Annotated in this window: 21 protein-coding genes; 9 read left to right on the top strand and 12 right to left on the bottom strand. The window is 69.4% G+C overall.

Features of this window, described 5'->3' with window-relative positions:
• The first annotated feature begins 250 nt into the window (after nt 1-250).
• Nucleotides 251-1,429, top strand: a complete 1,179-nt coding sequence (locus WMF34_RS04365) for a hypothetical protein (RefSeq protein WP_437992500.1) — start codon at nt 251-253, stop codon at nt 1,427-1,429.
• 73 nt (nt 1,430-1,502) lie between these two features.
• On the opposite strand, the gene WMF34_RS04360 is transcribed toward WMF34_RS04365, so the two are convergent.
• Both WMF34_RS04360 and WMF34_RS04355 read right to left on the bottom strand, forming a co-directional pair.
• Nucleotides 1,503-2,852 carry an MBL fold metallo-hydrolase gene (locus WMF34_RS04360; protein ID WP_437992499.1) on the bottom strand — a complete coding sequence of 450 codons (1,350 nt, stop codon included), beginning with the start codon at nt 2,850-2,852 and terminating at the stop codon, nt 1,503-1,505.
• Nucleotides 2,853-3,145: 293 nt separating this feature from the next.
• A complete protein-coding gene (locus WMF34_RS04355) occupies nt 3,146-3,955 on the bottom strand; it encodes a transglutaminase-like domain-containing protein (protein ID WP_437992498.1) in 810 nt (269 codons plus the stop codon).
• A gap of 555 nt (nt 3,956-4,510) precedes the next feature.
• On the opposite strand from WMF34_RS04355, the gene WMF34_RS04350 reads away from it, so the two are divergent.
• From WMF34_RS04350 to WMF34_RS04325, 6 genes are all read left to right on the top strand, one after another.
• Nucleotides 4,511-5,284, top strand: coding sequence for an acyl-CoA desaturase (locus WMF34_RS04350; protein ID WP_012233447.1), 774 nt, complete (start codon nt 4,511-4,513; stop codon nt 5,282-5,284).
• A gap of 286 nt (nt 5,285-5,570) precedes the next feature.
• Entirely contained in the window at nt 5,571-5,915 is a 345-nt protein-coding gene (locus WMF34_RS04345) for a hypothetical protein (protein ID WP_044963947.1), read from the top strand.
• A gap of 103 nt (nt 5,916-6,018) precedes the next feature.
• On the top strand, nt 6,019-6,183 hold the full coding sequence (locus WMF34_RS04340) for a hypothetical protein (protein ID WP_162143973.1): 165 nt from the start codon (nt 6,019-6,021) through the stop codon (nt 6,181-6,183).
• A gap of 97 nt (nt 6,184-6,280) precedes the next feature.
• The gene (locus tag WMF34_RS04335; protein WP_231864681.1) at nt 6,281-6,637 is read left to right on the top strand and encodes a hypothetical protein; all 357 of its coding nucleotides are present in this window, start codon (nt 6,281-6,283) and stop codon (nt 6,635-6,637) included.
• 502 nt (nt 6,638-7,139) lie between these two features.
• Complete coding sequence (locus WMF34_RS04330) at nt 7,140-9,041, top strand: glycosyl hydrolase (protein WP_437992497.1); 1,902 nt, start codon at nt 7,140-7,142, stop codon at nt 9,039-9,041.
• Nucleotides 9,042-9,264: 223 nt separating this feature from the next.
• Complete coding sequence (locus WMF34_RS04325) at nt 9,265-9,999, top strand: hypothetical protein (RefSeq protein ID WP_012233442.1); 735 nt, start codon at nt 9,265-9,267, stop codon at nt 9,997-9,999.
• Between the two features lie 10 nt (nt 10,000-10,009).
• On the opposite strand, the gene WMF34_RS04320 is transcribed toward WMF34_RS04325, so the two are convergent.
• From WMF34_RS04320 to WMF34_RS04285, 8 genes are all read right to left on the bottom strand, one after another.
• The gene (locus tag WMF34_RS04320) at nt 10,010-10,210 is read right to left on the bottom strand and encodes a hypothetical protein (protein ID WP_437992496.1); all 201 of its coding nucleotides are present in this window, start codon (nt 10,208-10,210) and stop codon (nt 10,010-10,012) included.
• A gap of 475 nt (nt 10,211-10,685) precedes the next feature.
• Entirely contained in the window at nt 10,686-10,862 is a 177-nt protein-coding gene (locus tag WMF34_RS04315) for a hypothetical protein (RefSeq protein ID WP_437992495.1), read from the bottom strand.
• Between the two features lie 209 nt (nt 10,863-11,071).
• A complete protein-coding gene (locus tag WMF34_RS04310; protein ID WP_012233440.1) occupies nt 11,072-11,902 on the bottom strand; it encodes an SDR family NAD(P)-dependent oxidoreductase in 831 nt (276 codons plus the stop codon).
• Nucleotides 11,903-12,269: 367 nt separating this feature from the next.
• Nucleotides 12,270-12,929 (bottom strand): hypothetical protein, encoded by a 660-nt coding sequence (locus WMF34_RS04305; RefSeq protein ID WP_012233439.1) that lies wholly within the window; start codon nt 12,927-12,929, stop codon nt 12,270-12,272.
• A gap of 341 nt (nt 12,930-13,270) precedes the next feature.
• On the bottom strand, nt 13,271-13,648 hold the full coding sequence (locus WMF34_RS04300; RefSeq protein ID WP_012233438.1) for a response regulator: 378 nt from the start codon (nt 13,646-13,648) through the stop codon (nt 13,271-13,273).
• 36 nt (nt 13,649-13,684) lie between these two features.
• The gene (locus WMF34_RS04295) at nt 13,685-14,221 is read right to left on the bottom strand and encodes a chemotaxis protein CheX (RefSeq protein ID WP_437992494.1); all 537 of its coding nucleotides are present in this window, start codon (nt 14,219-14,221) and stop codon (nt 13,685-13,687) included.
• Between the two features lie 48 nt (nt 14,222-14,269).
• On the bottom strand, nt 14,270-17,059 hold the full coding sequence (locus tag WMF34_RS04290) for a nitrate- and nitrite sensing domain-containing protein (RefSeq protein ID WP_437992493.1): 2,790 nt from the start codon (nt 17,057-17,059) through the stop codon (nt 14,270-14,272).
• Nucleotides 17,060-17,808: 749 nt separating this feature from the next.
• A complete protein-coding gene (locus WMF34_RS04285; RefSeq protein WP_012233435.1) occupies nt 17,809-18,318 on the bottom strand; it encodes a chemotaxis protein CheX in 510 nt (169 codons plus the stop codon).
• Nucleotides 18,319-18,780: 462 nt separating this feature from the next.
• Here WMF34_RS04285 and WMF34_RS04280 point away from each other — a divergent pair, with 462 nt between their 5' ends.
• Nucleotides 18,781-20,952: an alkaline phosphatase D family protein gene (locus WMF34_RS04280; protein ID WP_437992492.1), complete on the top strand. Its 2,172-nt coding sequence runs from the start codon at nt 18,781-18,783 to the stop codon at nt 20,950-20,952.
• Between the two features lie 25 nt (nt 20,953-20,977).
• Here the strand turns inward: WMF34_RS04280 and WMF34_RS04275 are convergent, their stop codons facing one another.
• Together WMF34_RS04275 and WMF34_RS04270 are read right to left on the bottom strand one after the other, a co-directional pair.
• Nucleotides 20,978-22,369: a multicopper oxidase family protein gene (locus WMF34_RS04275; protein WP_437992491.1), complete on the bottom strand. Its 1,392-nt coding sequence runs from the start codon at nt 22,367-22,369 to the stop codon at nt 20,978-20,980.
• A gap of 189 nt (nt 22,370-22,558) precedes the next feature.
• Nucleotides 22,559-24,079 (bottom strand): right-handed parallel beta-helix repeat-containing protein, encoded by a 1,521-nt coding sequence (locus WMF34_RS04270; RefSeq protein WP_231864680.1) that lies wholly within the window; start codon nt 24,077-24,079, stop codon nt 22,559-22,561.
• A 668-nt stretch (nt 24,080-24,747) separates the two neighbouring features.
• Here WMF34_RS04270 and WMF34_RS04265 point away from each other — a divergent pair.
• Entirely contained in the window at nt 24,748-26,496 is a 1,749-nt protein-coding gene (locus WMF34_RS04265; RefSeq protein WP_437992490.1) for a DUF1592 domain-containing protein, read from the top strand.
• The last annotated feature ends 3 nt before the right edge of the window (nt 26,497-26,499 follow it).

Genomic DNA, 26,499 nt, shown 5'->3' with positions numbered 1-26,499 from the left:
GCTTCGCGCCGAACGCCCTCGATGCCGCCGGCGTCGGCGCGACATCGGATCTGTCATTTATTTGCGGCGAGCGATCTGTCATTTATTTGTGACGAGAGATCTCGTCATTTATTGATCGAAGAGGGAGGGAGGCCACGGCGCCCCGCGACCCCCCTCAAGCCGACAGCGCACCGCATCAAGCTCGCCCTCGGGCCGGAGCTCGATCTGCGGCGCGCGCCGTACGGGCGCCCCTGTGTGGTAGCTTCGGCGCATGACCAGCGCGGGCGCGACGCTGCCAGTCCCGGTCGCGACGCCGCGTCGAGCCGCGTTGCGCGCCCAGCTCGCCGAGTTCCTGCTCGTCGGGGGCGCGACGCTCGTGCTCTTCCCGCTCGCGTGGCTCGCCCGCAGGGCCGTCGGGCTCGACGCGGCGGAGCTCGCGATCGGCTTCCTGACGTTCCACGCCGCGTCCGTGATCAACGATCCTCACTTCGCGGTGACGTACCTGCTGTTCTACAAGGACGCGAGGCGCCGCGCGTTCGGCGGCGCGTTCGCCCCGGCGCAGCGGGCCCGCTACATCCTGGCCGGCCTCCTGGTCCCGGCCGCGCTGCTCGCGTGGGCGATCGGGGCGCTCTCGACCGGCTCGGCGCGGTCCATGGGCTTCATGATCCAGCTCATGTTCCTCCTGGTGGGCTGGCACTACGTGAAGCAGGGCTTCGGCGTGCTGACGGTGCTCTCGGCGCGGCGTGGGTTCCGGTTCGGTCCCCTGGAGCGCAAGGTGATCCTCGCGCACTGCTTCGCGGCCTGGGCGTACGCGTGGGCGAGCCCGGCGGATCCAGGCAGGGAGGTCGAGGAGAAAGGCGTGGTCTACACGTCGCTCGCGCACCCGCCGGCGCTCGAGCCCGTCACCGGGCTCGCGTTCGGGCTCAGCGCGCTCGCGCTGCTCTGGGTGCTCGCGCGCAGGTGGCGCATGGAGCGGCGCCTGCCGCCGCTCGCGCCGCTGGCCGGTTTCCTCATCACGATCTGGCTCTGGACGGTCTACTCGAGCCTCGACCGGCTCATGGTGTACGTGATCCCGGCGCTCCACTCCGTTCAGTATCTGTATTTCGTCTGGCTCATGAAGCGGAACGAGGCGCGCGACGCCGAGGGCCCGCCGCTGTTCGGGCGCCCTGCCGGCTTGCGCCTCGGGATCCTGGCGGCGACCGCCGTCGGCCTCGGGTGGGTCGTGTTCCGCGGCGCACCCGCGCTCTTCGACGGCGCGCACGGCGCGCTCGTGCTGAGCTCGAGCGACGGCGAAGCGATGTCCGACCTGGGCCCGACGCCGTACTTCGCGGCCGTCTTCGTGTTCGTGAACATCCACCACTATTTCATGGACAACGTGATCTGGCGCCGGGAGAACCCCGAGACATCGTATCTGCTACGACAGGACGACCGAGGCGGCGCGGCCGGCTGAGCGCGCAGGCCGGCGCGGCGGCGCCTCGATCCCCTGCCCCGGCGCTGCGACGATCGGAGCGCCGGCCGCCGCTTCACGCCCCCCTCTTCGCGACCGCCCCCGCCGCGCGCGCGGCGAGCCGGGCGGCGGCCGCCGCGGCCCCGAGCGCCGTCACGGCGACCAGGGAGACCCGCAGCCACGCGGCGGCGGCCTTCTCCGGCCGGTAATCGGGCAGGTACGGGCGGGCGGCGCGCGGCAGCACCCAGGCCTCGCTCCCGGGGCCATCGCCGCCGATCGCGTGCACCGCGCGCGCGAGGCGGGTGCCGGGGTACGAGCGGCTCTGCAGCCAGGGGATGAACCGGAAGAAAGGGACGTGGCCAGGCGCTTGCCGCTCCATCCACGCGAGCGCCCGCCCGAGCTCGGCGGCCGCCGCGGGAGCGCCGCCGTCGCCTTCGAGTCGGTGCCATTCGCCATGGCCGGGCAGGAGCCACGCGAAGCGGAGGTGGCCAGCGTCCGCCAGCGCGACCAGGCGGCGAACGGAGCGGATCTGACGCTCCCAGTCGTTCCAGCACTGGAGCCGGAACGCCATCATCTGGCCGATGCGGCGCGAGTAGGCCAGGTGGTCGCCGGTGAACAGGAAGCGGCCCCGGTACAGCAGGCACATCGAGCCCGCTGTGTGGCCGGGCTGCGAGAGCACGGCGAGCTCGGCGCCGGCGAGGTCGCTGTCGGCGAGCGGCGAGCCGTCGAGGGTCATCGGATCGAGGCGGTCGCTGAGCTGGATCTCCACCTCGGAGGTGGCCGGATTGCGCCCGGCGCCGCGCGGGTTCACGTCCGCGGCGGCGAGGACGCGGCGACACCCAGGGAAGCGGGCCGCGAACTCGGCGTGGTGCGCGGTGTGGTCACGGTGGGTGAGGAAGATCCACCGCACGCCGCCGCGCTCTTCGAGGAAACGGAAGACGGCCTCGGTCGGGCTCGGCAGGTCGACGAGCACGCCGCCGCCGGGGCGCTCGATGAAGTAGGCCGTCGCGCCCGCGTTCTCGCGCGCGGGGTGGCCGAGGGCCCAGACGTCCTCTTCGATGCGGCGCGGCCAGGCGTGGAACGGGGCGCCGACCGCGCCGGGCCGCGCGCCGGATGGCGGCGGCGATCGGAGGCGCAAGGCGTGAACGGGGCAGGCGGCGACCGCCGAGCGCGCCGCCTCGAGGTCGGCCCGGCTCCGGGGCTGGCGCAGGATGCCGGTGAAGGCCCCGTCCTCATAGGTGCCCGCGAGCACGGCGGGGCCGCGGCGCCGGACGTCGCCGTCCATGGCTCCCCAGTGCGCGGGCGCGACCTCGCCCAGGAGCTCTGGAGCGAAGTTCCTGCAAACGCCTGCACCACAGCAGGCGCGCGTGACGTGAAGTCGTCCCCAGTCTCCTTCATCGATACCGTCGCCCTGCGCGTTGTCCATGGGCGCGCAGACTACCACGCTGACCGAGAGCAGGCATGTGCGCCGACTCGCCTCAAGCGGCCGGACGCACCGAGGCGGCCCCAATGCCATGACGCCATCACCTCACCACCCGATCGTCCAAGTTGCACACCGCCGTCTCCTGCATCGACGACATTCGCGGCGGTGCAGCGCCGTCACATCGCTCTGGCGGCGGTCGAAGAAGGCAGCGCTGCGGCGCCTTCGAGCGAGCTCACGACGAGCACCCTCACCGCCCCGATGAGCGCGGCCACCGCGCGAGGCTGCCCCGGGCGGAGCTAGCCCACAACCTCATCCGTCCAGACGCGGAAGCTCCGCAACGTGTTCTCGCCGAAGGTTGTGGTGATCGCCACGTCGGCGGCATCGCGCCCGCGGGCGATCAGCACGCGCCCGATGCGAGGCACGTTGTTGCGCGCGTCGAACGTATGCCACTCGCCACCGAGATAGGCCTCGAACCAGCCGGAGAAGTCCATCGTCCCGTGGGGAGGAGGTACGCCGATGTCGCCCAGGTAGCCGGTGCAGTAACGAGCCGGAACGTTCAGGCAACGGCAGAGCGCGATCGCGAGATGCGCATAATCTCTGCAGACGCCTCTCCGATCGTTGAACACCTCCTCTGCCGTCTTGGTAGGGCTCGCAAACTCGTACCCGAAGGCGATGTGCCGATGAACGAAGTCGCAGACGGCCTGCACGCGACCCCAGCCGGTGGGCGACTGGCCGAACAGGTCCCATGCCGCCTCTGACAGGCGATCCGTCTCGCAGTACCGGCTGCCCAGCAAGAACACCAGCGTCTCCTCGGGCAGCGCATCGACGGGGTGTTGCTCGGCCGATGTCACGACGCGGTCCGGCGCGCCCGTGTCGTTCACCACCGCGTCGGCGGAGATCTTCAGCTGACCCGCCGGCGCGACGATACGGCTACACCAGTTGCCGAAGGCATCCCGGTAAGCTCGGACCGGGATCGACGGGCTGGTGAGCATGTGATCGGGCCGCACCAGATCCGATGCACGCGAGTAGTGGACGCTCAGCGTCAGGATCACCGGCGTCGGTCGTGGGAACTCGTAGAGCAGCTCGTATCCTACGCGGATCTGCATGCGTGCACCTCGATGTGGTTGCGCGGCTCCAGTCACGAGCAGGACGCAGCGAGGCCCCCTGTTCTTGCGGCGCACGAACCGCCGCGCGACGGCCGGCCGCGCCAGCTCGCCGCCGCGACGGAGCGCTCGGACGAGCTATCCCACGTCAAGCTCGATGAGCCGCACCGCGCGACGCCGCTGCGGGCCCCTGGACCCCGAGCGCGACGAATTCTTCGGCACACGCTCGAATGGCTTACTGAACCAGTCTGTACGCAGCGCCCATGTATGTCAAGAACGATCCGCCGCCGCTGACGGTCAACGTTCGGCTCGTCGTGATAAGGCGGCGTGCGACGTCGCTTGCGTGATGCCGTGATGCGCTATACCTGCAGGAGCGACGCGGCGCCTGGCAGCACAGCATTGTTTCCGGTCGATGAACTCGCCCGTCACGGACTCGCCTCCACGGACGAAATCGCGTGGCATGAAAACGCGCTCGCACGAGCGACGCGGCAACGGACCTCGCGAATCGTGACCGTGAGCTGACCGCATGTGGGCCCAACCTGGGTGTACAAGCGAGCCATGGAATTCGTCGCCATCCTGATCGCCCATTCGACGCTATCGGTCTTTTTCCAGACCTTCTTCCTGCACCGGTACGCCTCGCATCGGATGTTCACGATGTCGAAGCGCTGGGAACGGATCTTCCATCTCCTCACCTACGTCACGCAGGGCTCCTCGTACCTTGTGCCCCGGGCGTATGCGATTTTGCACCGCATGCACCACGCGTACAGCGATACCCCGAAGGACCCGCACTCGCCACGCTACTACGCGGAGCCAGTCTCCATGATGCTGTCGACCGCGAAGCGCTACGACGCCATCTGCGACGGCACGGCGGAGGTGGAGCCGCGCTTTCTAGGCGGCTACCCCGAGTGGCGCGCGCTCGACCGCATCGGCAACTCGTGGGTCAGCCGCCTCGCGTGGGGGACGGGCTACGCGCTCTTTTACATCGCCTTCGCCACGCAATGGTGGCAATTCCTGTTTGTCCCGCTCCACTGGACGATGGGCCCGCTCCACGGCGCCATCGTGAACTGGTGCGGCCACCGCTACGGTTACCGTAACTTCAACAGCGACGACGACTCGCGCAACACGATCGCCCTCGACCTCGTGACGCTCGGCGAGCTCTTCCAGAACAACCACCACAAGTACCCGCAGAGCCCGAGCTTCGCGGTGCGCTGGTTCGAGATCGACCCGGGCTACCAGGTCATCCGCTTGATCGCCTGGATGGGCATCCTCCAGATGGCCGGCAGGCGCCAGGTCGCCCGGTTGGACACCGGGACCACGGGTGCCGAGGGTTGAGCTCCCCTCCTTGAAAGAGACATCTCTCATGAGGCCCGGGGCGCCGCGCCGCGGAAAAGCATCGTGCCGGTGAAATCGGTGGGTGCTCCGCCGATAAACGTGGTGCAGCGGCCGTCCTTTCTGCTATACATTGTTTGCGCACGCGCAGCGAAGTTGCCGGCGATGCCGTCTGGGCCGTCGGTCCTGGAGCGGCAAGCACGGCCGTCAAGCGACGTTCGAGGCAGTTCATGCACAGCCCCGGGATGCACGCGCCTGGCGTGCTTTCCGCCTTCGGGAGAACGTCGAGATGATCCACGTGTTTACGCCCAGCATCACCGCCGCGCCGAGCAACGCGAGGCCGGGCGACGGCCTCGTGTCGATCTCGCCGTCGCGCGTCGAGCGGATGCCGACCGTCCTGCGCGCGCTCGGGGAAGACCTGCGATCGTGGCCTCGCTTCCTCCCGAGCGCGCTGTTCGCGCTCCGCTCCGCCGGAGGCCCGTCGCCGCTCTCGGGGCAGGACGAGGGCTTGGATGGTGGCGGAGGTCGAGGCCGACGTCAGGGAGGCGCGCGCCCTGTGCGTGGTACGGACGGGAAGGCCGCGCTCGCCGATCCCGCCGCGCCCGTGCTTCCTCGCCGCGAGCACGCGCGCTGAGCGCAGAGAGCTATAGGCCATGAAAGCGTTGTTGTCGCGGGTCGTGGACGGTGTGGAACAAAGGCTCTGCTGGCGTTTCCATGTGCATGGGAAGAGCGATGTCATGTACGAGCCGGCGAGCGGGCAGCGCGGTCCATTCGATCGCGACAGGCAGCGGCACCTCAAGGCAGGCGAGACGTTCAAGCGGCTCGACCGCTCGGGCTCTCCCCGGAGGTACGACGGGCTCTCCTGGCAGCCGACGAGCGCGCTCGCCGGCGCAGGCCCGTGATCGCCCTCTCCGCGAGAGCTCGGCCGCCGGGCAGCCCCGGAACGACGCGTCGTACGGGAACTTGCAAGGTCCATCAACGGAGCTGTTCATCACCGCCATGTCCATCCCCCAGAAGCCAGTCGCCTCCTCCCTGTTGCTCGCCACCGCTGCCCACCTCCACTTCCGCGCCACGGCGCGCGACCGAAGCGGCTCGACGCTCGGCGTGCTCATCGACCCGTCGGGCGCTCGGCAGCACCTCGTGATCGAATCGGGCGGCGCCGAGGGCACCTGGACGCTGTCCAGCGCGGTGCCCACCGGTCACGCCTCCTTCCTTCTGTACGAGAGCGCCGCCAACGTGTTGCGCGGCGGAAACCTGAGTGACGACGGGAGCATTTCCTACCAGGGAGCGTCGTACACCATCGAATCGTCGCTCGACGGGAATACCCGTACGGCGAAGGTGAGCGGCAGCGTGTGAGCGGTGCCATCGCCGGTCCACGGCGGACGCGCCGCGGCGGCGCGGTGATCTGGCCGCCTCGTAGGCGAACGAGGACGAAGGAGCGCGCGGGTCCGGCTGTCCGGCGTGGTGCTCGCCACGGGCCAGCTGCGGGTGGCGGGCGGTAGGAACCGCTTCCGCCGCGACGCATGGATGGGTCGCCACCTCGGCCGCTGAGGCCATGCGCTCAAGCGCGCTCGCCGGATGTAACCCCATAAAAGAAGAACCGGTTAAGAACCTGTCCCGGCGGGGCTCCAGGACAGGGCGCGCCGGCGGCAGCCGGCCGAACGTGCCGGCGATGCGCTCACGGTGAGCCAGCTGCACCGTGACGCGCCGCAGCATCGCGCCGCGCGGCGCTCAGGGTGAAATCGGCGCGAAGCCCGGTGCGGCGCACCTCTCCCCTGGTGAGATGGCCGTTGACACTGAACCGATTAACACGCTTTATTGTCGCTTCGTTACTGGCACCGTTCGCAGGGGAGAACCCATGAATCTTGTCCCGCTCAGTCCACGCGTTTATGCCGCATTCCTCCTGTGCTTGACGGCCGCCTGCGGGTCGTCGGACGAGGACACGCCGCCGGGAGGCGCGTCGTCGGGCACCTCGGGAGGCGCGTCGTCGGGCACCTCGGGAGGCGCGTCGTCGAGCACCTCGTCGAGCACGTCGTCAGGCACGGGAGGCGCGCCGGGAGACACGCCGGAGTTCCCGGACACGCCGAGGGGCGACCTCCTCGAGGACCTCTGGACGTCGTCTCGAGCCGGCAAGTTCCGGTTCGGTTACGAGAACGCCATCACGTGGGGGCTCTACGATCCGGGCACCAAGCAGCTCGTGTCGACCAACGACTGGTTCTCGAGCATGGCAGGCCCCGCCAGCCGCGGCGAGCGGGGCTGGTCGTCGGACGCCGGCGCCACCGTGGGAGAGAACCCCGGGTTGCTCGGCGTCTCCCTCGACGCGATGGTCTTCGATCCGGTCCCCTGGAATCGCCGCGACGTCACCGCGGACGCCGCGGCGTACATGCTGGAGCAGCCGGGCGGGATGGTGGCTTTCGACTGGCACACGCCCCCGTGCACCTACGACATCAGCACCTCGGACTTCGCGGACGCCATCGAGACGCCGCTCGCCACCATCACGGTCGACGGACAGAGCGTCCCGATTCACGCCCAGGGCGGAGGCACCCCGTTCTACGCCGAGACGTACTATTCGCGCTCCCTCGGCTCCAGCGCGGACATCCCGGAGAACCTGAAGTGCATCTGCAAGATCGCCAACGACGTGCCGATCGAGCAGGGGACCCACGCCGGGATCTCGGCGCGCGACTGGCTCGTGGCCCACGCGAAGTACGTGGCCCAGTTCTTCCGCGAGCACGGGCTCGACGGCAAGCCGATCGTCCTCCGCCCGTTCCACGAGCACACCGGCGGATGGTTCTGGTGGGGTCAGCCCTACTGGAACTGCCAGGCCCTGCTCGACGACGATCAGGCCGTCACCGGCCCCGCCGCCTACAGCGCCGCGTACCGCACGTTCGCCGAGGCCGTCCGGAGCGAGCCGGGGATGGAGAACGTGATCTTCGCGTACTCGACGGACAAGGTGCGAAAGCTGAGCGACAGCTCGGTGACGCCCGCCGAGGCGAAGGTCAGGGATCCAGAGAGCCTCTCTCGCGACATGCTCCGGGCGCGCCTGGTCGAGGAGCTCACCGGGCTGGGCGCGGCGTACGAGAGCCCGCCCCAGGAGGCGATCGAGGCGCTCGAGAACGAGGGCCAGCCGCCGTCCGCGCTGCTGGAGGAGTACTACCTCGAGGCGTACCCTGGCGACGACCTCATCGACATCCTCGGCATCGATCTCTATTACCCGTACGAGCGCGCGGCGTCCCCGGCAGATCTCGAGGACATGAAGGCGATGGCGAGCGCCGTCGCGGCGATCGGCGCGGCCAAGGGCAAGCCTCACGCGCTCACCGAGACGGGCACCTACCGGCTTCACCTCCTCCACCGGGTCAGCAAGCTCGCGGCGGGCGCGTCGCTCACGCTCTACCCGGCAGACCACGTGAGCAAGTGGCACGACACCCTGTTCGATGAGAGCCTGCGGACGGAGTTCCTGGCCAACTACGGCCTCGGCTCGGCGGGCGCCGTCGCGCTCTCTTCCGCCGAGGTGACGAGCCTGTTTCCGGACGCGGGGCGAGGCGCGCTCACCGAGGACTGGTACAACACCCACCTCCTCGATCTCGCCAAGAGCGCCGGCGTCGCTTACGCGCTGACGTGGCAGACCTACTACGACGGCAGCGACTTCGATAACAAGGCCGTCTACTACTATGTTCCGTTCCCGGGCCACCCGGAGGCGGACAACTTCCGTCGCTTCGCGGGCGATCCGGCGGTCTGCTTCGGCGCGACAGCCTGCCAGTAGCCCGGCGAGGACATCCGCTCTAGACGTGAAGGATCCGCCGAGCCCGGGGCCTCGCGGTCATGTGTCGAGGCTCAGGCGGCCCCAGGCGGCCCGGAGCCGCCGGAGCGAGGGAGCTCCGGCGGCTCTTTCACTGTCCCTGTCGCCGAGGCCGAGGGCTCCCTCCCCGGCGCGCGCTGGCCTCGACGACGGCGCTGGAGTAAGGGGAGATCGTTCAGGAGGCACCATGGGCATCTCCATCGCGTACTCGGGCAAGCTCCGCGACCCGACCGTCGTCCCCGAGCTCGTCGCGGATCTCGCCGCCAAGGCTGCGGCCGCCGGCTGGCCCAGCAAGACCATGAAGGAGCTCGTCGCCGAGCGGCGCGTGACGTGCTCGGGTCTCGAGGGGATCACGCTCTATCCCCACCGCGAATGCGAGCCTCTCCACTTCCACTTCGACGGTGAAGGCACCTTCATCAACCACACGTACCACGCGCTGCTCAGCGACTCGAAGATGGCGGACATGATGCGTCAGGCGCTGGCGGAGTCCGCGGCCATCACGCGCAACCTCACCCGCGCAGCGCAGGAGAAGGCGGGGCGCGGCGGAGGGCCGCGCGTAAGCGTAGGCGTCCCCAGCTTGCCAGAGGCGCCGGGCGTCGAGTTCTTCAAGGAGGGGAGCCGCTACAACTGGACGAAGACGCAGTTCGCCGGCCCCAAGGTCCACGTCGCCGTGTGCGCCATCCTGCGGTACGTGAAGCAGCGGTATGCGCCCGAGCTCGACGTCAAGGACGACAGCGGGTACTTCGTCGACGGGGACTACGAGAAGCTCGAGGGCCAGCTCGCCTACGTCGAGCGCCTCACCTCGCTCGCCTCGCAGGCCATCGAGGCCGCCGCAGCCGCGAGCAAGGGCCCGATGACCCTCGACGCGTTCGTGGACCGCATCAACGAGGAGCTCGCCGAGGCGAAGGACAAGCTGCACTGACGAGCGCGGCTCACCCATCAGGGGGCCCCTGCGCGAGCCCCTCGCCGAGCACATCGAGGACGGCCGCGGCGAGATCCATCGCGCCCTCGCGCGGCAGGTGGCCATCCAGGAACAGGCGCGCGAGACCGTGGACGATCGCCCGCCCCGCGACCTCGATGACGATGGGGTCGGTCGGGCGCGGCTCGCCGCGCGCTCGCGCCTCCTGGAGCATCTCGTGAAGCCGCGTGCCGCACCCGTTCGAGGCCGACGGGGGGGTGCTCGCGGTGCGGCTGTCGGGCTAGTACTACAGCCGTACTTGGTCCGAGGTGCGGCTGTAGACATCAAAATCGTCGAGAAATCCGTGCCCGTCCGCCCGTCTACAGCCGCAAATGGACCGCAAGTACGGCTGTAGTACTAGAGCGACATATGGGTTGAAACCACGAGACAAAGCAGGAATTTCACAGGGAGACGGGGAGGCGGGGAGCGAGAGACGGCAAGAGGGAGAAATTCATTTCTTCTTCCTCCCCGCCTCCTCGCCTCCCTGTGAAAATTCTCCGGGTTTCGACGTGCTCGGTGCTCTAGAAGATCGGGAGCCCGCTCCTGGTCGAGCTGGGCACGGAGCGCCGCGAGTCCCAGTGCGCGACGATGTCGCCGCCCTCGACGCGGAACAGATCGTAGAAGCCACAGGCGGCGTTGTTGCGCTTCCCTTACGACAGGGTGAAGACGAAGTTCCCATCGGCGATGACGTGGTGCACCTTGACGTAGCCGATGCCCTCGTCCGTCACGTACTCGACGAGCGCGGTGACCCGACACTGCACGTTCAGGGTCGACACGTCCGGCGTCACGCTCACCACGCCGTGCCCCTTCACATCGATCGTCTTCACGTGGCAACCTCCCCTCGCCCGGCAGGACTCGAAGCGAGGCTACAGGAGGCGAGCGGGCACGGCATGCGGAGCGGATAGGACGTCGAGAGCCCAGTCCCCGCCCCGCCCGGCGCCGAGACACCAACCCACGCGTCGGTCAGCGCCGCCTGGCCGGGCGCGTCGCCCACGCACGTTCTGGACGGGTTGCGTGCGAGCGCGTGCTCGAACGCTCACCCTCGCGTCGCTCGCTCTTTGGCGATCTCGTCGCGGCCGCCCTTCTCGACGAGCGCCGGGAACATCCTGCCGAGGCGCCAGAGGAAGCGTGCGCGCGCGGGGAGCACGATGACGGGCACGTCGTCGGCCGCCGCGTCGAGCGCCTCGCGCGCGAGCGCGTCGGCCGGGTAAGGCGGGCCGGCGAGGGCCTCGAGCAGGCGGCGCGCGTTCGGAACCCACGGGACCGCCGGCAGATCGGGGGGGTTCTCGGAGTCCAGGATCGGGGTCTCGACCGCGGCCGGGCAGAGCACGCTCACGTGGACGCCGTAGGCCGCCGCCTCGATTCGCAGGCTCGTGCTGAGGCCGACGACGGCGTGCTTGGTCATCGCGTACGGCGTGAAGAGCGGCGCTGGGCCCAGGCCGGCGAGCGAGGCCACGTTGAGGATATGGCCGCTCTTCTGGCGCACCATGATCGGGTAGCCCGCCACGATGCCGTGCAGCACGCCGCGCACGTTGACGTCGAGGACGCGGTTCCAGTGCGGGAGCGGGATCTCGTGCGCCTCGCCGGCGGCGCCGATTCCCGCGTTGTTGATGAGCAAGTCGAGGCGCCCGCCGCGGGCAGCGGTGTCCTCGATGGCCTCGCGCATGCCCGCCTCGTCGCGCACGTCGAGCGCGCGCGAGGAAGCGCCGTTGCCGGCCTCGGCCGCCACCTTCGCGGCGGCGTCGCCGTTCACGTCCGTCACCGTCACGCGCGCTCCGCGCCGCGCGAGCTCCAGGCTGAGCGCTCGACCGATGCCCGAGCCGCCGCCTGTGATGAAGGTGACCGCATCTTTCCACGTTTTTTTCATGGGCTCTCCGAGCAGGACAGGCCATACGATAACATCGCTCGTGTCAAGCTCCCGCTCGGCGCGCCGGGCGCACCTGGAAGGTGCTCCTCGCGACGCAGTCGGCCGACGCGCGGAAGCTCGGTCACGTGGCCAGTGACGACACGCCCGTACCAGCGTGCCGCCCCTCGTGGCGCCGCGCCTGCCCGACGTCTTCGTCATCAGCCGCAAGGCACCTTGGCGGCTGCATTGCCGGGTTCGGCGGCCCCGCTTGCGGTCCGCCCCAGGGCGTCAGTGCTGCGGCAGCTGCAGGAGCGCATAACTATGTACGTCGAGCCCAAAGTTCGCAGGAAATTCAGGACTCTTGCCGACTGCCAACCAAGAGGCCATGTCAGGGCACGCCCACGTCATCGCCCGCGGAGAGAAAGACGACGAGTGCCGCCTGCACCGCACCGGTGATCAACCCCGTCGCGAGCAGCGCCACAACGATCCTGGCGAGCAAGCCCGCGCGCAGAGCCGAGAGCCAAGGCCCCAGCAGCACCGCAAGCCCACCGAGGACGATCGCCAGGGCGCTCGCCTGCACCAGGCCGAACAGCGCATCGCCGGGCGTCGCGAACGCTCGGATCGACTGCCACGACGCGCACGGTGTAGCGCCGTACCCGAAGGTCGTCGCCCCCACCCCCACGGCGATCATGAGGCCCGCAGCGACGGGTGCCGTGAACGGGAGGAGCGCGTACGTTCGCCAGAGCGGGCGCTGGGCGCCGAGGCCATGGTGGGTCTCCCACGCGAGCGCGACACTGCAGGCGGACGCGGCGACTTGGGCAGCGCCAGTGCGCAGCACGGAGGCTGCCAGCAGTCCGGCGAGATGCTTCTCTGCGCCGAACGCTGCCAGCGCGTATCCGATCTGGAAGGCGAGCGCGGCGCCCCTCACCAGCGAGGCCCCGAGAAGCCACGCGACGAAAACCCTCGCAGCGCTTCGTGACAAGGGGCCCGCGGGGACGGCCTCGATCGGGGTGCGCGGCGCCTGGTAGCGGTTCTCACGCTGGTTCATCGCGCTCGACACTGGCAGAGCACGCGCGGGGCGCACAGGCGAATTGCGAGTTCATCGGCTGGCACAGGCAGAAGTCAAACCGGTGGACCAGATCCGTGCGTTCGGGCGCCTTTGGAGAACTTCCGCACCGAGGGTCACACGGTTCGGCGCTGCGCCGCAAGTGCCGAGCGCTGTCCAGCGCCGTCGGGTAGCTCTGTCCGGGAGCGGCAGCGGTTGTGATTCGGCCCTTCCGGCCTCTGCCGCCGCAAGCGAGGATTTCGCGGCGCTCGAGGTCGCGGCCCGCAAGGGGAGACCGCGCCCCTTCGTGCACGGGGAGCGGTCTCCCCTTGCGGGCCGCAGCTTCAGGGCTCGCCGGCGAGCTTCTTCACCGCGGCGAGCAACAGATCCGGCTTGAACGGCTTGATGATCCACCCCTTCGCCCCGGCCTTCCGGGCCTTCTCGATGAGCTCCGGCTGCCCCTCGGTGGTGAGCATCAGGATCGGAACCCCCGGCGCGAGCCCCTTGTCCCGCAAGCTCTGGATCATCTCGATGCCATTCATCACGGGCATGTTCACGTCCGCGATGATCATGGCCAGCTCATCCTTGTGGGCTGCGACCGCGGCGACCGCATCTCGGCCGTTGTCCGCTTCCAGCGTGCCATAACCGGCCCCCGACAGGAGAATGCCGACCTGCTGGCGGACCGTACTCGAATCCTCGACGAGAAGAATCTTCTTGGCCATGTGACGTGTCTCCTCTTGCGTGTACGGCCATCCGGCTCAGAACAGCAGCACCTCGCCCTCGGGCTGCGGATCGGGCATGTTCACCTCCTCGAGCTCCAGCGCGCCGTCGGGCGCCAGCGCGTCAAAGAGCACGACGAGCCGGTCGTTCCCCGCGGCGAACAGGAGCCGCCGGAACCCCTCGCTCTGCTCCTCCCTGGCGCGCAGGTGCTCGCCGATCGCGGCGCTCGGCGTCGAGAGCACGATGACCAGCCCGAGGTGGCGCAGGCGGTTCTTCACCCGCCCGAGCAGCTGGTTGGCGAGCTCGCTCGCCCAGTCGCACACCATGTCTTCGTCGATCTCGCGCTGCTCTCGCAGCGGGTGGCTGCGCGTGATGAGCGCCACGGGCGCGACGATGGTCAGGCTCCCGCGAAGGTGGTCGCCCGTGAAGCCGATGAAGGAGACCACCGCGTTGCCCGGCGTCGCCTCCGACGTCCCGTCGTCCAGCCGCCGGAGCTCGACGCCGTTGTCGCGAAACAGATGGACGCACGACGAAGCGAGCTCCTCGTGGATGCGGTCCCAGCTCTCCGAGTTCATTCCCCTCTCCTCGATATCTCGCTCTGCATTGTCGATGTGCTCACCGTGTCACGCGCTCCCCGACGCCATGCCCGGGCTCGATCCGCTCCGCGAAGGAGGAGGCACCAGCGAGCCCCGCCCGCTCGGAGGCGGCAGCGTGGCAGTCGTGAGCGACACCCCCGCGGCGTCGCTCGGCTCCCGGGGGAACCGGAAGCGAAAGGTCGTCCCCTGGCCGCGCTCGGTGTCGAGCTCTATCCGGCCCGCGAGCCGCCGGCACTCGTGGAGCGCGACGCCGAGCCCGACGCCGCGGCCGGAGACGTCCGTGACCTGCTCGGCCGTGCTGAAGCCCGGCGCGAACAGCGCGGCCTCGAGATCGCGCCGCGTCGCGGCCGGCAGCCCGACGGCCACGGCCTTCTCGCGCACGCGCTCCCAGTCGATGCCCGCGCCGTCGTCGCCGATCTCGATGACGATCTCGTCCGCCGTCACCCGCGAGACGAGCGTGAGCGTGCCCCTCGACGGCTTGCCCGCCGCCTCGCGCGCCTCCGGCCGCTCGATCCCGTGGTCCATCACGTTGCGCACGACGTGGCCCAGCGCCTGCCACATCCCGGCGAAGCGCGACGCGGGCAGCCGGACGCCCCCGGCGTCGATGCGGACCTCGGGCTTCGGCTTGCGGAGCTTCCGGGCCAGCGTCTCGGCCTGGTCCTTCATCCGGCTGAACCGCACCTCGGTCCGCTCTTCGCGGAGGGCCGCGATGGCCCGCTCGATCTCGGCGGGGTCGCGGCGCTGGCGCACCATGGCGAGCAGGGCATCGACCTCTTCATGGCCGACGTCGGCGCGCGAGGACTGCGCCGTCGACGCGAGCAGGACGCTCACGCGCCCCACGAACGCGAGCCACACGTCCCTCAGCGCGTCGATCTGCTCGTCGGACGGCAGCGCGCGCTCCTCGACGACGAAGCTCTCGATCTCGTGCGCCACCCTCGCCACGCTCGTCACGTCCCAGAGCCCGGCGTTTCCCTTGATCGTGTGCACGAGGCGCATCACCTCGTCCACCTCGCCGCTGGACCGCGCGCTCACCGCGTCGACGAGCTTCGTCGTGTCGTTGACGAAGCCGACGAGGCCGAGCCGGTCCTTCACGGCCCGCTCGAACACCTGGATATACTCGTGCTGCTGCTCGGCCTCGCGCACGGAGGCGATCGTGGACGTGACGTCCGTGATCACCATCAGCGCCCCGTTGAACTGGCCCTCTCCCGACAGGATCGGCTTGAAGCCGAGCGCGAGGTAGCGGCCCTCGCGGTGCAAGGTCTTCGGGAGCTGGTCGAGGACGACCTCGAGCGGGAGGAAATCGTCGCAGGCCGCCTCCCACCCCATCCTGAGGAACGCGCGGGCCCGCGGATCGTGGCCGGCGATGCGATCGGCGAAGTGCTCGTCGCGCGCCGGCACGCCGAAGAGGCGCTCGAAGGCGGCGGAGTGCACGGGCTCCATCGTGCCGTCCCGGTGGATGGTCACGAGGGCCTGATCGACGTTGTCGAGGACGAGGCGCATCTCCCGGTTGCGCTTCTCGAGCTCCGAGGTCCGCTCGGCGACCGTGGCCTCGAGGTTCTGCCGGTGGCCCTCGAGGACCTCGTCGCGCGCCTGGATGCCCGCCAGCATCTCGTTGAAGGCGTCCGTGAGCGCCCCGAACTCGTCGTCGGCGGTCTTGCGGGCGCGCGTCGTGTAGTCGCGCGTCCGCCGGACGTGGGCCGCGGCCTCGCCGAGGACCTCGAGCGATCGGGAGATCCCCCGCACGAGGACCAGCGCCAGCGCGACCGACACGAGGAGCACGAACGCCGAGACCGCGACGCCGTCGCGCACCGTCCTCCGCGTGTCCGCCACCCTGGCCGCCGCGGCGCGCCTCATCCCGGAGATCGCCTCCTCCTCGATCGCGGCGAGCCCGTCGACGCGCCCCTGCTGCGCCTCGAACCACGCGTCGTGATCGATCGCCAGCGCCTCGTCGGTCGACCCGATCGCGGCGGCGCGCAGCTCGTCGGCGCGCCGCACGCGCGGGTTGGAGCGGGCGGCGTTGTAGAGCGCCCGCGCCGGCTCCGACGCGTTGGCGATGAACTCCTCGTGATAGAGCTGCTCCTCCGTCATCAGCGTCACGAGCGTCTTGAAGGCGCCCGGCTCGAACTGCGTGGACGCGAAGGCGTGCGCGAGCAGCGCGTGCTGGCGGCTGGCGCGCTCGGCGAACTCGTGGACGGCGACGATCGACTGGATGCTGCGCAGGAGCTCGCCTTCGTCGCTCAGCTCGGAGAGGCCGGCGTTGGCCCGGATGAGGCTCACGTTGATGCCGCCGAAGACCCTCAGCACGCTGTCGAGCGACACCGTCTTCGCGTCGGCCTGGCCCCGGAACGCGCCGAGCTCGCCGACCTTGGCGCGCCCGTCCGCGAGATCGCGGGCGAGCCGGCGCGGCAGCCCGGAGAGGTCGCGCGCGGCCAGGAACGCGTCGAGCTGGGCGAGGCTCTCGTCGGTCGCCGCCCGCGCGTCCCGGAGCTGGCCGCCGGCGCGCAGGAGCTCCGCCGCGCGATTGAGCGGCGGCGTGGCGTGGCGCTCGCCCTCGACGTCGGTCGTCTCCGGAGGACGGGCCTCCAGCCCCTCGACCAGCGCGGTCCACGCCCGCTCCTTCTGGAGGGCGTGCAGCGGCTGCGCCATGATCGAGGAGAGCTGCGCGAGGTCCTCGATCGAGCCTATCCCCGCCGCCCTCGCCGCCTGCTGCCGCGCGTCGCCGACGATCATCGCCGCCAGCAGCAGGGCCCCCGCGACGGGGACGCCGGCGAGCGACCACAGCTTCAGTCGAATCGAAGCGCTACGCAATGTCGGCATGCCCCCGTCCCCCCGGCGTGGCCCGCGCGGAGCGGCGCCCGCGCGCATCTCGTGTGCTTCGTGACGAGGGGTCTCGCGCGAACGCCCGTCGCCCGGCGCGGCGCACTCAGCACGACCACCGGGCGAGCTGAACCCCGCGCGCGGCGCGGATGACACAAATGACGCAAATGACAATCAACACGCGCACATGTGGAGTCATCACCGACGTTCGCCCGCACACCATGTACGCTCCCCTGATTCACGTTCTTTCCTGTTGGGATGTCTCACCTGGCCGTGGTGCACCGGAGCGTCACGGAGCGCGTCGAGTTCCCCCCACGCCCTCGTCGCTGTGTATGCTACGCGTGAAGTTCGCGAGTCCGCAAGAGCGCGCGCGACGTCGGCCGGAGCCGCAACGAAGGCTCTGCGAGCGGGGAGAAATCAATGTTGATGGCTCGGAGTGCACTGCGGCCGACCGGAGCGCCCGCCGCGACCGCCGCGACCGGAGCGGCCGCGGAGGCGACACCCGCCGCGACCGGAGCGGCCGCCGCGGCGCCCGCCGCCGCCGGAGAAGATGCGATCGCCAGGCGGCTCGCCGCTGCAGAGAAGCGCTCGGCGGAGCTCGAGAAGCGCCTCGAGGCGATCGAGGAGGCGCAGGCCTCTCCGGAGCAGGACGACAACTCGGGCGCCCTTGGCGGCTCGGCGATTCCCTTCCCCGGCCGACTTCCCGCAGTAGAGCCAGACTGCGCGGCGCGGGCGCCGCGCATGAGCGCTCAGAACAGGATCACCTTGCCATCGAGCGGAAGCGGGGACGAGTTCGAGAACACCAGCGAGCTCTCGTCGAAGTCGCCGCCCAGCGTGACGACCACCTCGCCCTTCAACGTCCGGAAAGCATAGCAGAACTGCTGTTTGCTGCCCCGGTACCGCCGCGCCACGTCGCTCGCGCGGCGCAGCTGCGGCAGCTCGGCGTGAAGCGCGATCTGGAACCGCGCGAGGCGGCTCTTCACCTTTCCCATGAGCTGATTGACGACCTCACGCATCCAGTCGTCGACGCTGTCGAGCGCGGGCGGCAGCCCCGTCATCGCGCGAAACACGCCAGGGTGCGCCGACAAGGCCAGCAGGCCGGAGAAGCCGGGCGCAGAGAACTCGACCGTGCTCACGGGATCGCTGTGAACGAGCGCCTCGTCGCGGCTCTCCCCGATGTCCGCAGGCGCTATGGCGACACCGTAAAAGTGGAAGAGCTCCACGGTCGCGCCCTGAACGAGGACGTCGATGGTCCGCACCTTGCGCGATGAAGGAGACCTTGAAGCAGGCGACGGCTCGCTGGACGGGCCGGAACGCCCAGGCCCGGACGGCGGCCCGATGCGAGGCGGGGGGATCGAGTCGCGACGCTCGGCGCCGGGGCGGTCAGGGATGCTGTGCCCCGACCTCACGTCGGACTCACCCTCCGGTGTCGTGCTCCGCCGCCGCATGACAAACGCTCAACTTAGCTCATCTATCCCTCGAGGACCAATGCGGTCCTCGGACAGGACGCACGAGCACGCGACGGCTTTTCTAACACGCTCGACCACGCTTGGCCACACTTGAGCACGCACGTCAATGCTCGGCCATGTGAGCACACACACTTTCCCCACGTACCGGACCCCGCGCTTCGCGCTTTACACGCGTGGCCGGCAGCGCGCGAAGCGGCGGGGTCCACGAGGAGATTGACATCAGCGAAAGTTCCAGGATTCCCTGATCGCCCGATGCTGAAGCGCAGAGATTTCCTTCGAGCCACGCTCGTCACCGCCGGCGCGCTGGTCGTCCCGGCCTGCGGCGATGACCCCGAGACGATCAACCCGCTCGACGACGAACGCGAGCTCGCGGACGGCTCCGAGTACTTCCCCCAGTCGGTCGCCTCCGGCGATCCGCGCCCCGGCAGCGTCGTCCTCTGGACCCGCGTGCAGGACGGCGCGGCGGATCTCGATCTCGAGGTCGAGGTCGCGACCGACGCCGGGTTCGCGCAGCGGGTGGCGCTCGACGCCGGACAGGCGAAGGTGAAGGCGCTCGCGAGGCACGATCACTGCGTGAAGGTGAAGGTCCGCGGCCTCGCGGCGGGCACGGTCTACTACTACCGCTTCATCTACGTGAAGGGCGACACGAGCTACGCGTCTCGCGTGGGGCGCACCAAGACCGCCCCGGCCGCGGAGGCGGACGTCAAGGTCCGCTTCGCCTACGTGTCGTGCCAGGATTACGTGGGCCGGTACTACAACACCTACCTGGCGCTCGCCCAGGAGGAGCTCGATTTCTTCGTCCACCTCGGCGATTACATCTACGAGACGGACGGCGATCCGAGCTTCCAGAGCACGACCGGGCGCCGCGTCGTCTTCACCGACGTGGCCGGCAGCATCTCCCTCGGTGACGGCGACGGCGCCTACCACGCGGCGAGATCGCTCGATAACTACCGGGAGCTCTACAGGACATACCGCTCCGACGCGAACCTCCAGAAGGTCCACGAGAGCTTCCCGATGATCGCCACGTGGGACGACCACGAGTTCTCGAACGACTGCTTCGGCGCCACGGCCACCTATTTCGACGGCCGGCAGGACGAGACCGACGCGGACCGGCGCAAGGCCGCGAACCAGGCCTGGTTCGAGTACCAGCCCGTCGATTACGGCGACGACGTCGAGCTCGACCCGGACGCCTCGCTCCCGGACGAATTCCACATCTACCGCGACTTCGTGTTCGGCCGGCACGTCCACCTGGTGATGACCGATCTGCGCAGCTACCGGCCGGATCACCTCATCCCGGAGGACGCTTTCCCCGGCAGGGTCGCGCTCGATCAGCCGAAGCTCGTGGCCGAGCTCGGGGAGGTCCCCGCGGCCGCCCTGCCCTACGTGGACGTGGAGACCTACGGCGACGGCATCTATGCGCCGGTCCTCCTCGGGGCCGCGGAGACCGTGGGCTACGACCCCGCCGAGGTGACGGGGAAGATCAGCGTCGCCTTCATCAACGAGATCGTCGCCGCGGCGAACGAGGACCTGCCGGAGGACATGCAGATCCCCCTCATCGACGCCGCGGAAGAGGGCCTGGAGCGGGGCATCGCCTACGTGGATTTCGGCAAGATCAACGCGTACGGCATGATCGGCACCCGCTACTTCATGGCCAAGGACACCTTCGATATCTACGCTGCCATCCGCTACAAGGAGACGCAGGGCGCGAGCGAGGACGTGATGGGCGCCGAGCAAGAGGCCTGGTTCCTCGACACCATGGAAGGCTCGAAGGCGACCTGGAAGGTCTGGGGCAACGAGTACTGCCTCGTCCAGCTCGCCGTCGATCTCAGCCCCTATTCCCTCCCCGCCCAGTTCAAGCGCAGCTTCTACACGACCACCGACGCCTGGGACGGCTTCCGCAACAAGCGGGACGAGCTGCTCGAGAGGCTCGTCGGGCTGGGGGGCGTCGTGGCGATCACCGGCGACGTCCACGCCTTCTACGCGGGCACGCCCGGGCCGAGCGGCGATCCCACGAAGAAGATCGTCGAGCTCGTGGGCGGCGCCGTCTCCTCGGCGTCCTTCCGCGAGATCCTGACGGGCCAGGTCGCGAGCGATCCAACGCTGCGAGGGCTCCCCGGCGCCGCGGCGCTCGCCCTCAGCATCGACACGCTGCTCACATCGCCCGAGACGAAGATCAACCCGCACCTCGCCCACGCCAACAGCAACGCCCACGGCTATGTGGTGGTCGAGGCGAGCGGGCAAGAGCTCGTCGCCGACATGCGGAGCATCAAGGCCAGCGAAGCGCAGACCGACTACTCGGGGAGGGTCGGCGACCTGAAGATCAGCAGCAAGCGCTTCCGCACCCTCCCCGGGGAGAGCGAGCTCTACCTATACGACGACGGCGCCTGGAAGCGCTGGGATCCCTCGACGCAGGCGTGGGTCTGACGCCCGGCGGCCCTCGATAGACCGTTCACGGCATCAGGTGGAGCATCGCCATCATCCCCAGATCCGCGTGGTCGAGGATGTGACAGTGGAACATCCACATGCCGGCGCGGTCGTCGAACGGGATGGCGATCCGCACGGCCTTTCCAGGCACGAGGTTGACGGTATCGCGCCATGCGCGCACGGGCGGCTCGGCGCCGTCGATGTCGAGCACCTGAAAGAAGAACCCGTGCAGGTGGAACGGGTGATCGTAGTTGGTGGTGTTCGTCAGCGTCCAGATCTCGACCGTGTTCGTCTTCGCAGAGAACATGAGAGAGCCGTCCGTCTGGCCGTTGATCCCGAGCACCGCTCCGTCGGCATCGCCCTGCTCCATGAACTCCACCGCCTGTCGTTGCGCGCCCGCGGTGTCGATCGAGGCGATCTCGGCCAGACGCTCGGGAAGCGTCGGTGCGCCGCTCCCCGGAGGCTCGTCGGCCATCTCGAGGCGCATGAGGTCCTTGGGTTCAACCTCGCTCGGCAGGTGGAACCGATTCGCGTCGAGGAGCGGGATCACCACCGGCTCGCCCTCGACGGGCAGCATGTAGAGCTCCGCGCGCTCCCCCGGGGCGAGCGTCACCTCGTCCACGGATAGCGGGCTCTCCGAGAGGCCCGCGTCTCCGCCGATGAGCACGAGCGGCTGGCCCGGCACGGCGAAGCGGAAGTAGCGGCTGCGCGCGGCGTTGACCACCCGCCAGCGCTGCGGAACCCCCTCCCGCGCCGCGACCGTCGGCAGGATCTTCCCGTTGACCAGAACCGTCCCGCCCTCGCGCCCGAAGTAATCGCCGAACCATCCGCTCTCGTCGGCGGCGGTGAGCGAGCCGTCTTCCTCGACGCCGATGTCGCTCATCACGAGCAGCAGCTCGTCGCCGAGCGGCGCCTCCTCCGCGGCATCCTCGACGACGAACGCGCCGTAGAGGCCCGCACCGACCTGGGCGCTCGAACGAAGGTGCGGATGGTACCAGAACGTGCCCGCGTCCGGCACGGTGAAGGAGTACTCGAAGCCCTCGCCCGGCTCGATGGGCTTCTGCACGTGCTGCGTCCCATCCATGGCCGCCGGCACGCGCAGACCATGCCAGTGGACGGTCGTCGCCTCGGGAAGGTGATTCTCGAACTTCACCACCACGCGGTCGCCCTTCTTCGCGCGGATCGTCGGACCGGGGAGCATCCCGTTGTAGGTCCAGACCTCGGTCGTGAGCCCCGGGACCACCTCGATCGCGGCCACCCTGGCCTCGAGGTGCACCTCGACCACGTCGGGCGCGGGGTCGTGATCCTCGGCATCCGGCAGCCGCAGCGCGTCGTCCCAGCCCGCCGGCTGCCGGAGGTCCGGCGGCGCCTCTTCCGCGCCGCACCCCGTGAGCAGGGTCACGAGCGACAGGATCACCGCAATCTCTCCGGCAAAACGTGCCGAGGACACGCACCCTTTGCGCCATGCACGGGGCAAGGCGCATCCGATCCAGCGCATGCGCCGCCCTCTGCAAGGCGCGATCCCTCACGGGCGAGCCGACCTGGGTTCTGTGGGGTGACCCCGCGGGCCGTGGCGTGAGCCGCGCCGCGGGACTGCGCGGCGCGGCTACCGCCCGAACGCGCCGATCGTGAGGCTCGCGCCGTCGTTGCGCGCCCTGGCCTGCTGGTGCGGCGTGTACTGGTGCTCGACCGGCGGGAGGCCGTCGAGCGAGGCGCCGGCGCCGATGAGCGGCGCGCTCGCGGCCGGCATGAAATCGTGGTCTGCCGCCGACGCGAACGCCGGATCGACGCCGAAGATCGAGTCGTCCAGGCCGTCCACCTGCCCGATCACCTTCACCACCTCCCGGACGGGATCGAACGGCAGCCACCCGTTCGTCACCCAGTTCCCGGACAGGGTGAGGGCCCCGGCGGCCACGCCGTCGCGGTCCCCGAGGAAGGTGACCGCGCGGAGCTCGGTCGGCTCCAGGCTGCTGGCGAACACGTTGTTGCGGGCGTCGATCCGCTCGTCGTTGGTCGAGGCCTCGAACATCGCCGAGCGATCGTAGTCGTCGTAGTTGTCGTTCTTGACGAAGACGGTGTTGGAGAAGAAGTGGAGCGTGCCCTTCCTGTAGTACTCGGTCTCCCCGCTGTCCCCGCCGTAGTGGATCATGGACGGGCCGTAGCCGTTGCGCAGGAGCACGTTGCCGTAAATGAACGTCTCGTGGAACGACGGCAACGCGACCGAGTCGGTCGCCTCCTGCGCGTCGACGAGATCGATCAGGTGGGCGCCGTCCTCGATCCAGTTGTACCGGATGACGACGCCTGCCGAGCGCTCCTTGATGTTGTTGCCGTGGCCGCCGCGCGTGGGGCCGAAGCGGTTGAACTGGTAGATGACGTTCGAGGCCTCGTTGTAGACGTTGTGCTCGTTGTAGTCATCCATGCCGTTGTCGTGGATGTAGTTGGATTCGATGAGCACGTTCGTGGTCAGGATATCCCCACCGGCCGTGCCGATGAAGAGGCCATTGGCATTCTCGTGCACCTCGCAGGCGCGGATGGTCACGTGATCGCCGCGCTCCACGAAGACGCCGGCCGCGTTGCCCGCGTAGTCCACCCCCGACCCCGCCTTGTCGGTGAAGCCGTGAGGGGGCGCTGCGTTCTTGATCTCGAGCCCCTCGATCGTGATGTGGGTGGGCCCGAGCTCCCACGGGTCGTCATGCTTGTGCCCGACGATGATGAGCCCCCGCACCTGGTGGCCGTCGAAGGGGAAATCGAGCTCGGGCCGGGTGGTCGCGTCCTGACCGTCGATCACCGGCAGCTCGCCGTTCGGCCCCGGGACGCCACAGAGCCGGATGGGCTGCTCGGCCGTCCCCTGGCCCCCGAGCATGATCTTCTCGTGGTACCCCTCGGCACGCCAGAAGATGCGCACCGTGTCGCCGGCGACGAGCGATTCAAGCGGGACGTCGCCGATCGCCTCGAATTCCTTGCCAGGACCGACCTGGTAATCCTTGCCGCTTCCGACGTGGCTGCAATCGACGTGGATCGGCGGAATGTTCACGACGGGCGGAGGGAGCGGCGCCGGACCGCCGCCGCCATACGTCGTCCCGCCAAGCTCGCCGGTGCAACCGGCGGCGAGGAGCAATCCGGTCACGCAAGCTCGAACCCTCACAGAATTCTCCACGATATGGGCCATAAAAGCTCCACTGTAATTTTACAGATTGAGAGGCCTTCTCGCCTCAGTGCGGCAAGATGACACGCCGATGCACTTTGTCATGCGACCGGACATTGCTGTTGTCGCATCTTCCGCCCCCAAGGTAGCAGGATGTAACCCAGGTCCGCGCCGGATGTCGCTTTCGCGAAAGGGTCGCCGACGGGGCGTTCTTTACATCGAACTTTACATCGAACTTTACATCGAACCATCTTCCTTACATCGAACCATCGATGACAACGGCGCTCCTGTGAGAAGAAGTCGAGCCGCCAAGGACGCCAAGAAGGGATTTTTCTCGCGCCTCCGAGGGTTCCTGGGGTCCTGTCGGCGCTCTTCAATCAACGGCCCCTCGCGTCATTCGAGGCGATGACGTAGGATATGCACAGGGTGCATGAGCTCCATGCGGCCTGTGAGCTGGATCCCGCCGATGCGTTCGTCGATTCTCCACGATGGATGGAAGCCCCGGTTCGGCGATCGCTCGATGCCAATCCCCGGCGGGCGGCGAACACGCAGCGCAGCGTGGCTCGATGATTCCCGGGAGGCGGGAGGATCGAGTCGAGTGCCCTGCGATCCAGCCCGCTGTGTTCAGCGACCGCGCGAGGACCGAAGCCATGAAGCGAACGAAGCCCGACGGCGTGAAACCCCTCGACGTTCTCGATAGATTCACCGCGCCAGGGGGGCGCGCGACAGCGCTCGCCGGCGCGATTGTCCTCGCGGCGTCCCACCTGCTCTCGGGCTGCGTCGGCGACCTCGGAGGCGACCGCGGCGGGTCGCCGAGCGCGAGCGGGCTGGTCGACGTCGCTCCAGCGGGGATGCGCCGGATGACACCGGAGCAGTTCACGAGCTCGATGCGCGACCTGTTCGTCGATCCAGGGATCGATCTCGACCTCGACCCGGACGCGGGAGAGGTCGCCTCGCTGCTCGCCGTCGACAAGCTCAATGCCGCGGCGGAGGCGATCGTCGCGCGGCGCGCGTCGTGGGGGACGCCGGTGTTCCCGTGCGACACGAGCGGCGCGGACGACGAGGCGTGCGTGGACGGCTTCGTGCGGACGTTCGGGCGCCGCGCCTTCCGGCGCACGCTCGACGAGGCCGAGGTCGCGATGCTCAAGGGCCAGTACGCCCGGGCGCGGAAGGAGCAGTCGTTCGAGGACGCCCTCCTCGTCGTGCTCGAGACCATCATCCAGTCGCCCAACGTCTATTACTTCGTCGAGCTCGGCCGCGACGGGGACGGGAGCGAGCCGCTCGCCTCCGGCGTCCGTCTGCTCACGGGCTTCGAGCGGGCGTCGCGCCTGTCGTATTTCCTCTGGAACACGACGCCGGACGACGCGCTGCTCGACGCCGCGGAGTCCGGCGCGCTCGACACGGCGGAGGGCGTGCGCGCGCAGGCGGAGCGGCTCCTCTCGAACGACCGCGCCCGCGCCACGGCGAGGCGCTTCTTCGCCGATTGGCTGGAGCTCGACGGCACGAACCAACACCCCTCGCTCGAGAGCGCGCCGAAGAGCCCCGAGATCTATCCCGAGGATTCACCCGCGCTGCGCGCCGCCATGCGCGCCGAGCTCGAGGCCCTCGCGGAGCGCGTGCTCTTCGAGGGGGACGGCAGGTTCGAGACGTTGCTCACGACGACGGACGCCTACGTGAACGGGCCCCTCGCCGCGCTCTACGGGGTGGAGGGCCCCGCCGACGAGCGCACGTTCTCGTGGGTCTCCCTCCCCCGCGATCAGCGCGCGGGGATCTTCACGCGGGCGGCCTTCCTGAGCGTGTTCGGCAGCCTCGAGGTCAAATCGCCGATCCGCCGCGGCGCGTACATCTTGGAGCAGGTGCTCTGCCGCCCCCTCGGCCCGCCGCCCCCCAACGCGAGCGACGTGCCGGTCAAGGGCGGAGCCGTCGAGGAGAACGGCGAGGTGGTGCACAGGACGATCCGCCAGGACGTCGAGGCCAAGACGTCGAGCGGCGCCTGCGCGAGCTGCCACAGGATCATCAACCCGATCGGCTTCGCGTTCGAGCATTACGACGCGCTCGGGAGATGGCAGTCGCAAGAGGCGGGCGGGGACGCGCAGGCACCCTACCTGCTCGACATCGACGCACGCGGCAGCCTCCCTGCGCTCCCTCCGGACGAAGGGGGCGTGGAGGTCGACGGCGGCGTCGGGATGTCGGCGGCCCTCGCGGCGAGCCCCGCGGCGCGCGCCTGCCTCACGAAGCGCCTCTTCCAGACGGCGCTCCGGCGCGTCCCGATCGACCAGGATCTCGCGTCGATCGAGGCGGCCACGCCGACGCCCGAGAGCGGCGGCAGCGTGCGTGATCTCATCGTCTCCCTCACGACCAGCAATGCCTTCTTGCACCTGCGCCAGATCGAGGAGTGAACT

Origin of the sequence: Sorangium sp. So ce145, assembly GCF_051525985.1 — a bacterium.
In the GTDB taxonomy this organism is placed as follows: Bacteria; Myxococcota_A; Polyangia; order Polyangiales; family Polyangiaceae; genus Sorangium; species Sorangium cellulosum_B.
Note: the sequence above shows the minus strand (reverse complement) of the source record. Positions and strands in the feature narration are given on the sequence as shown.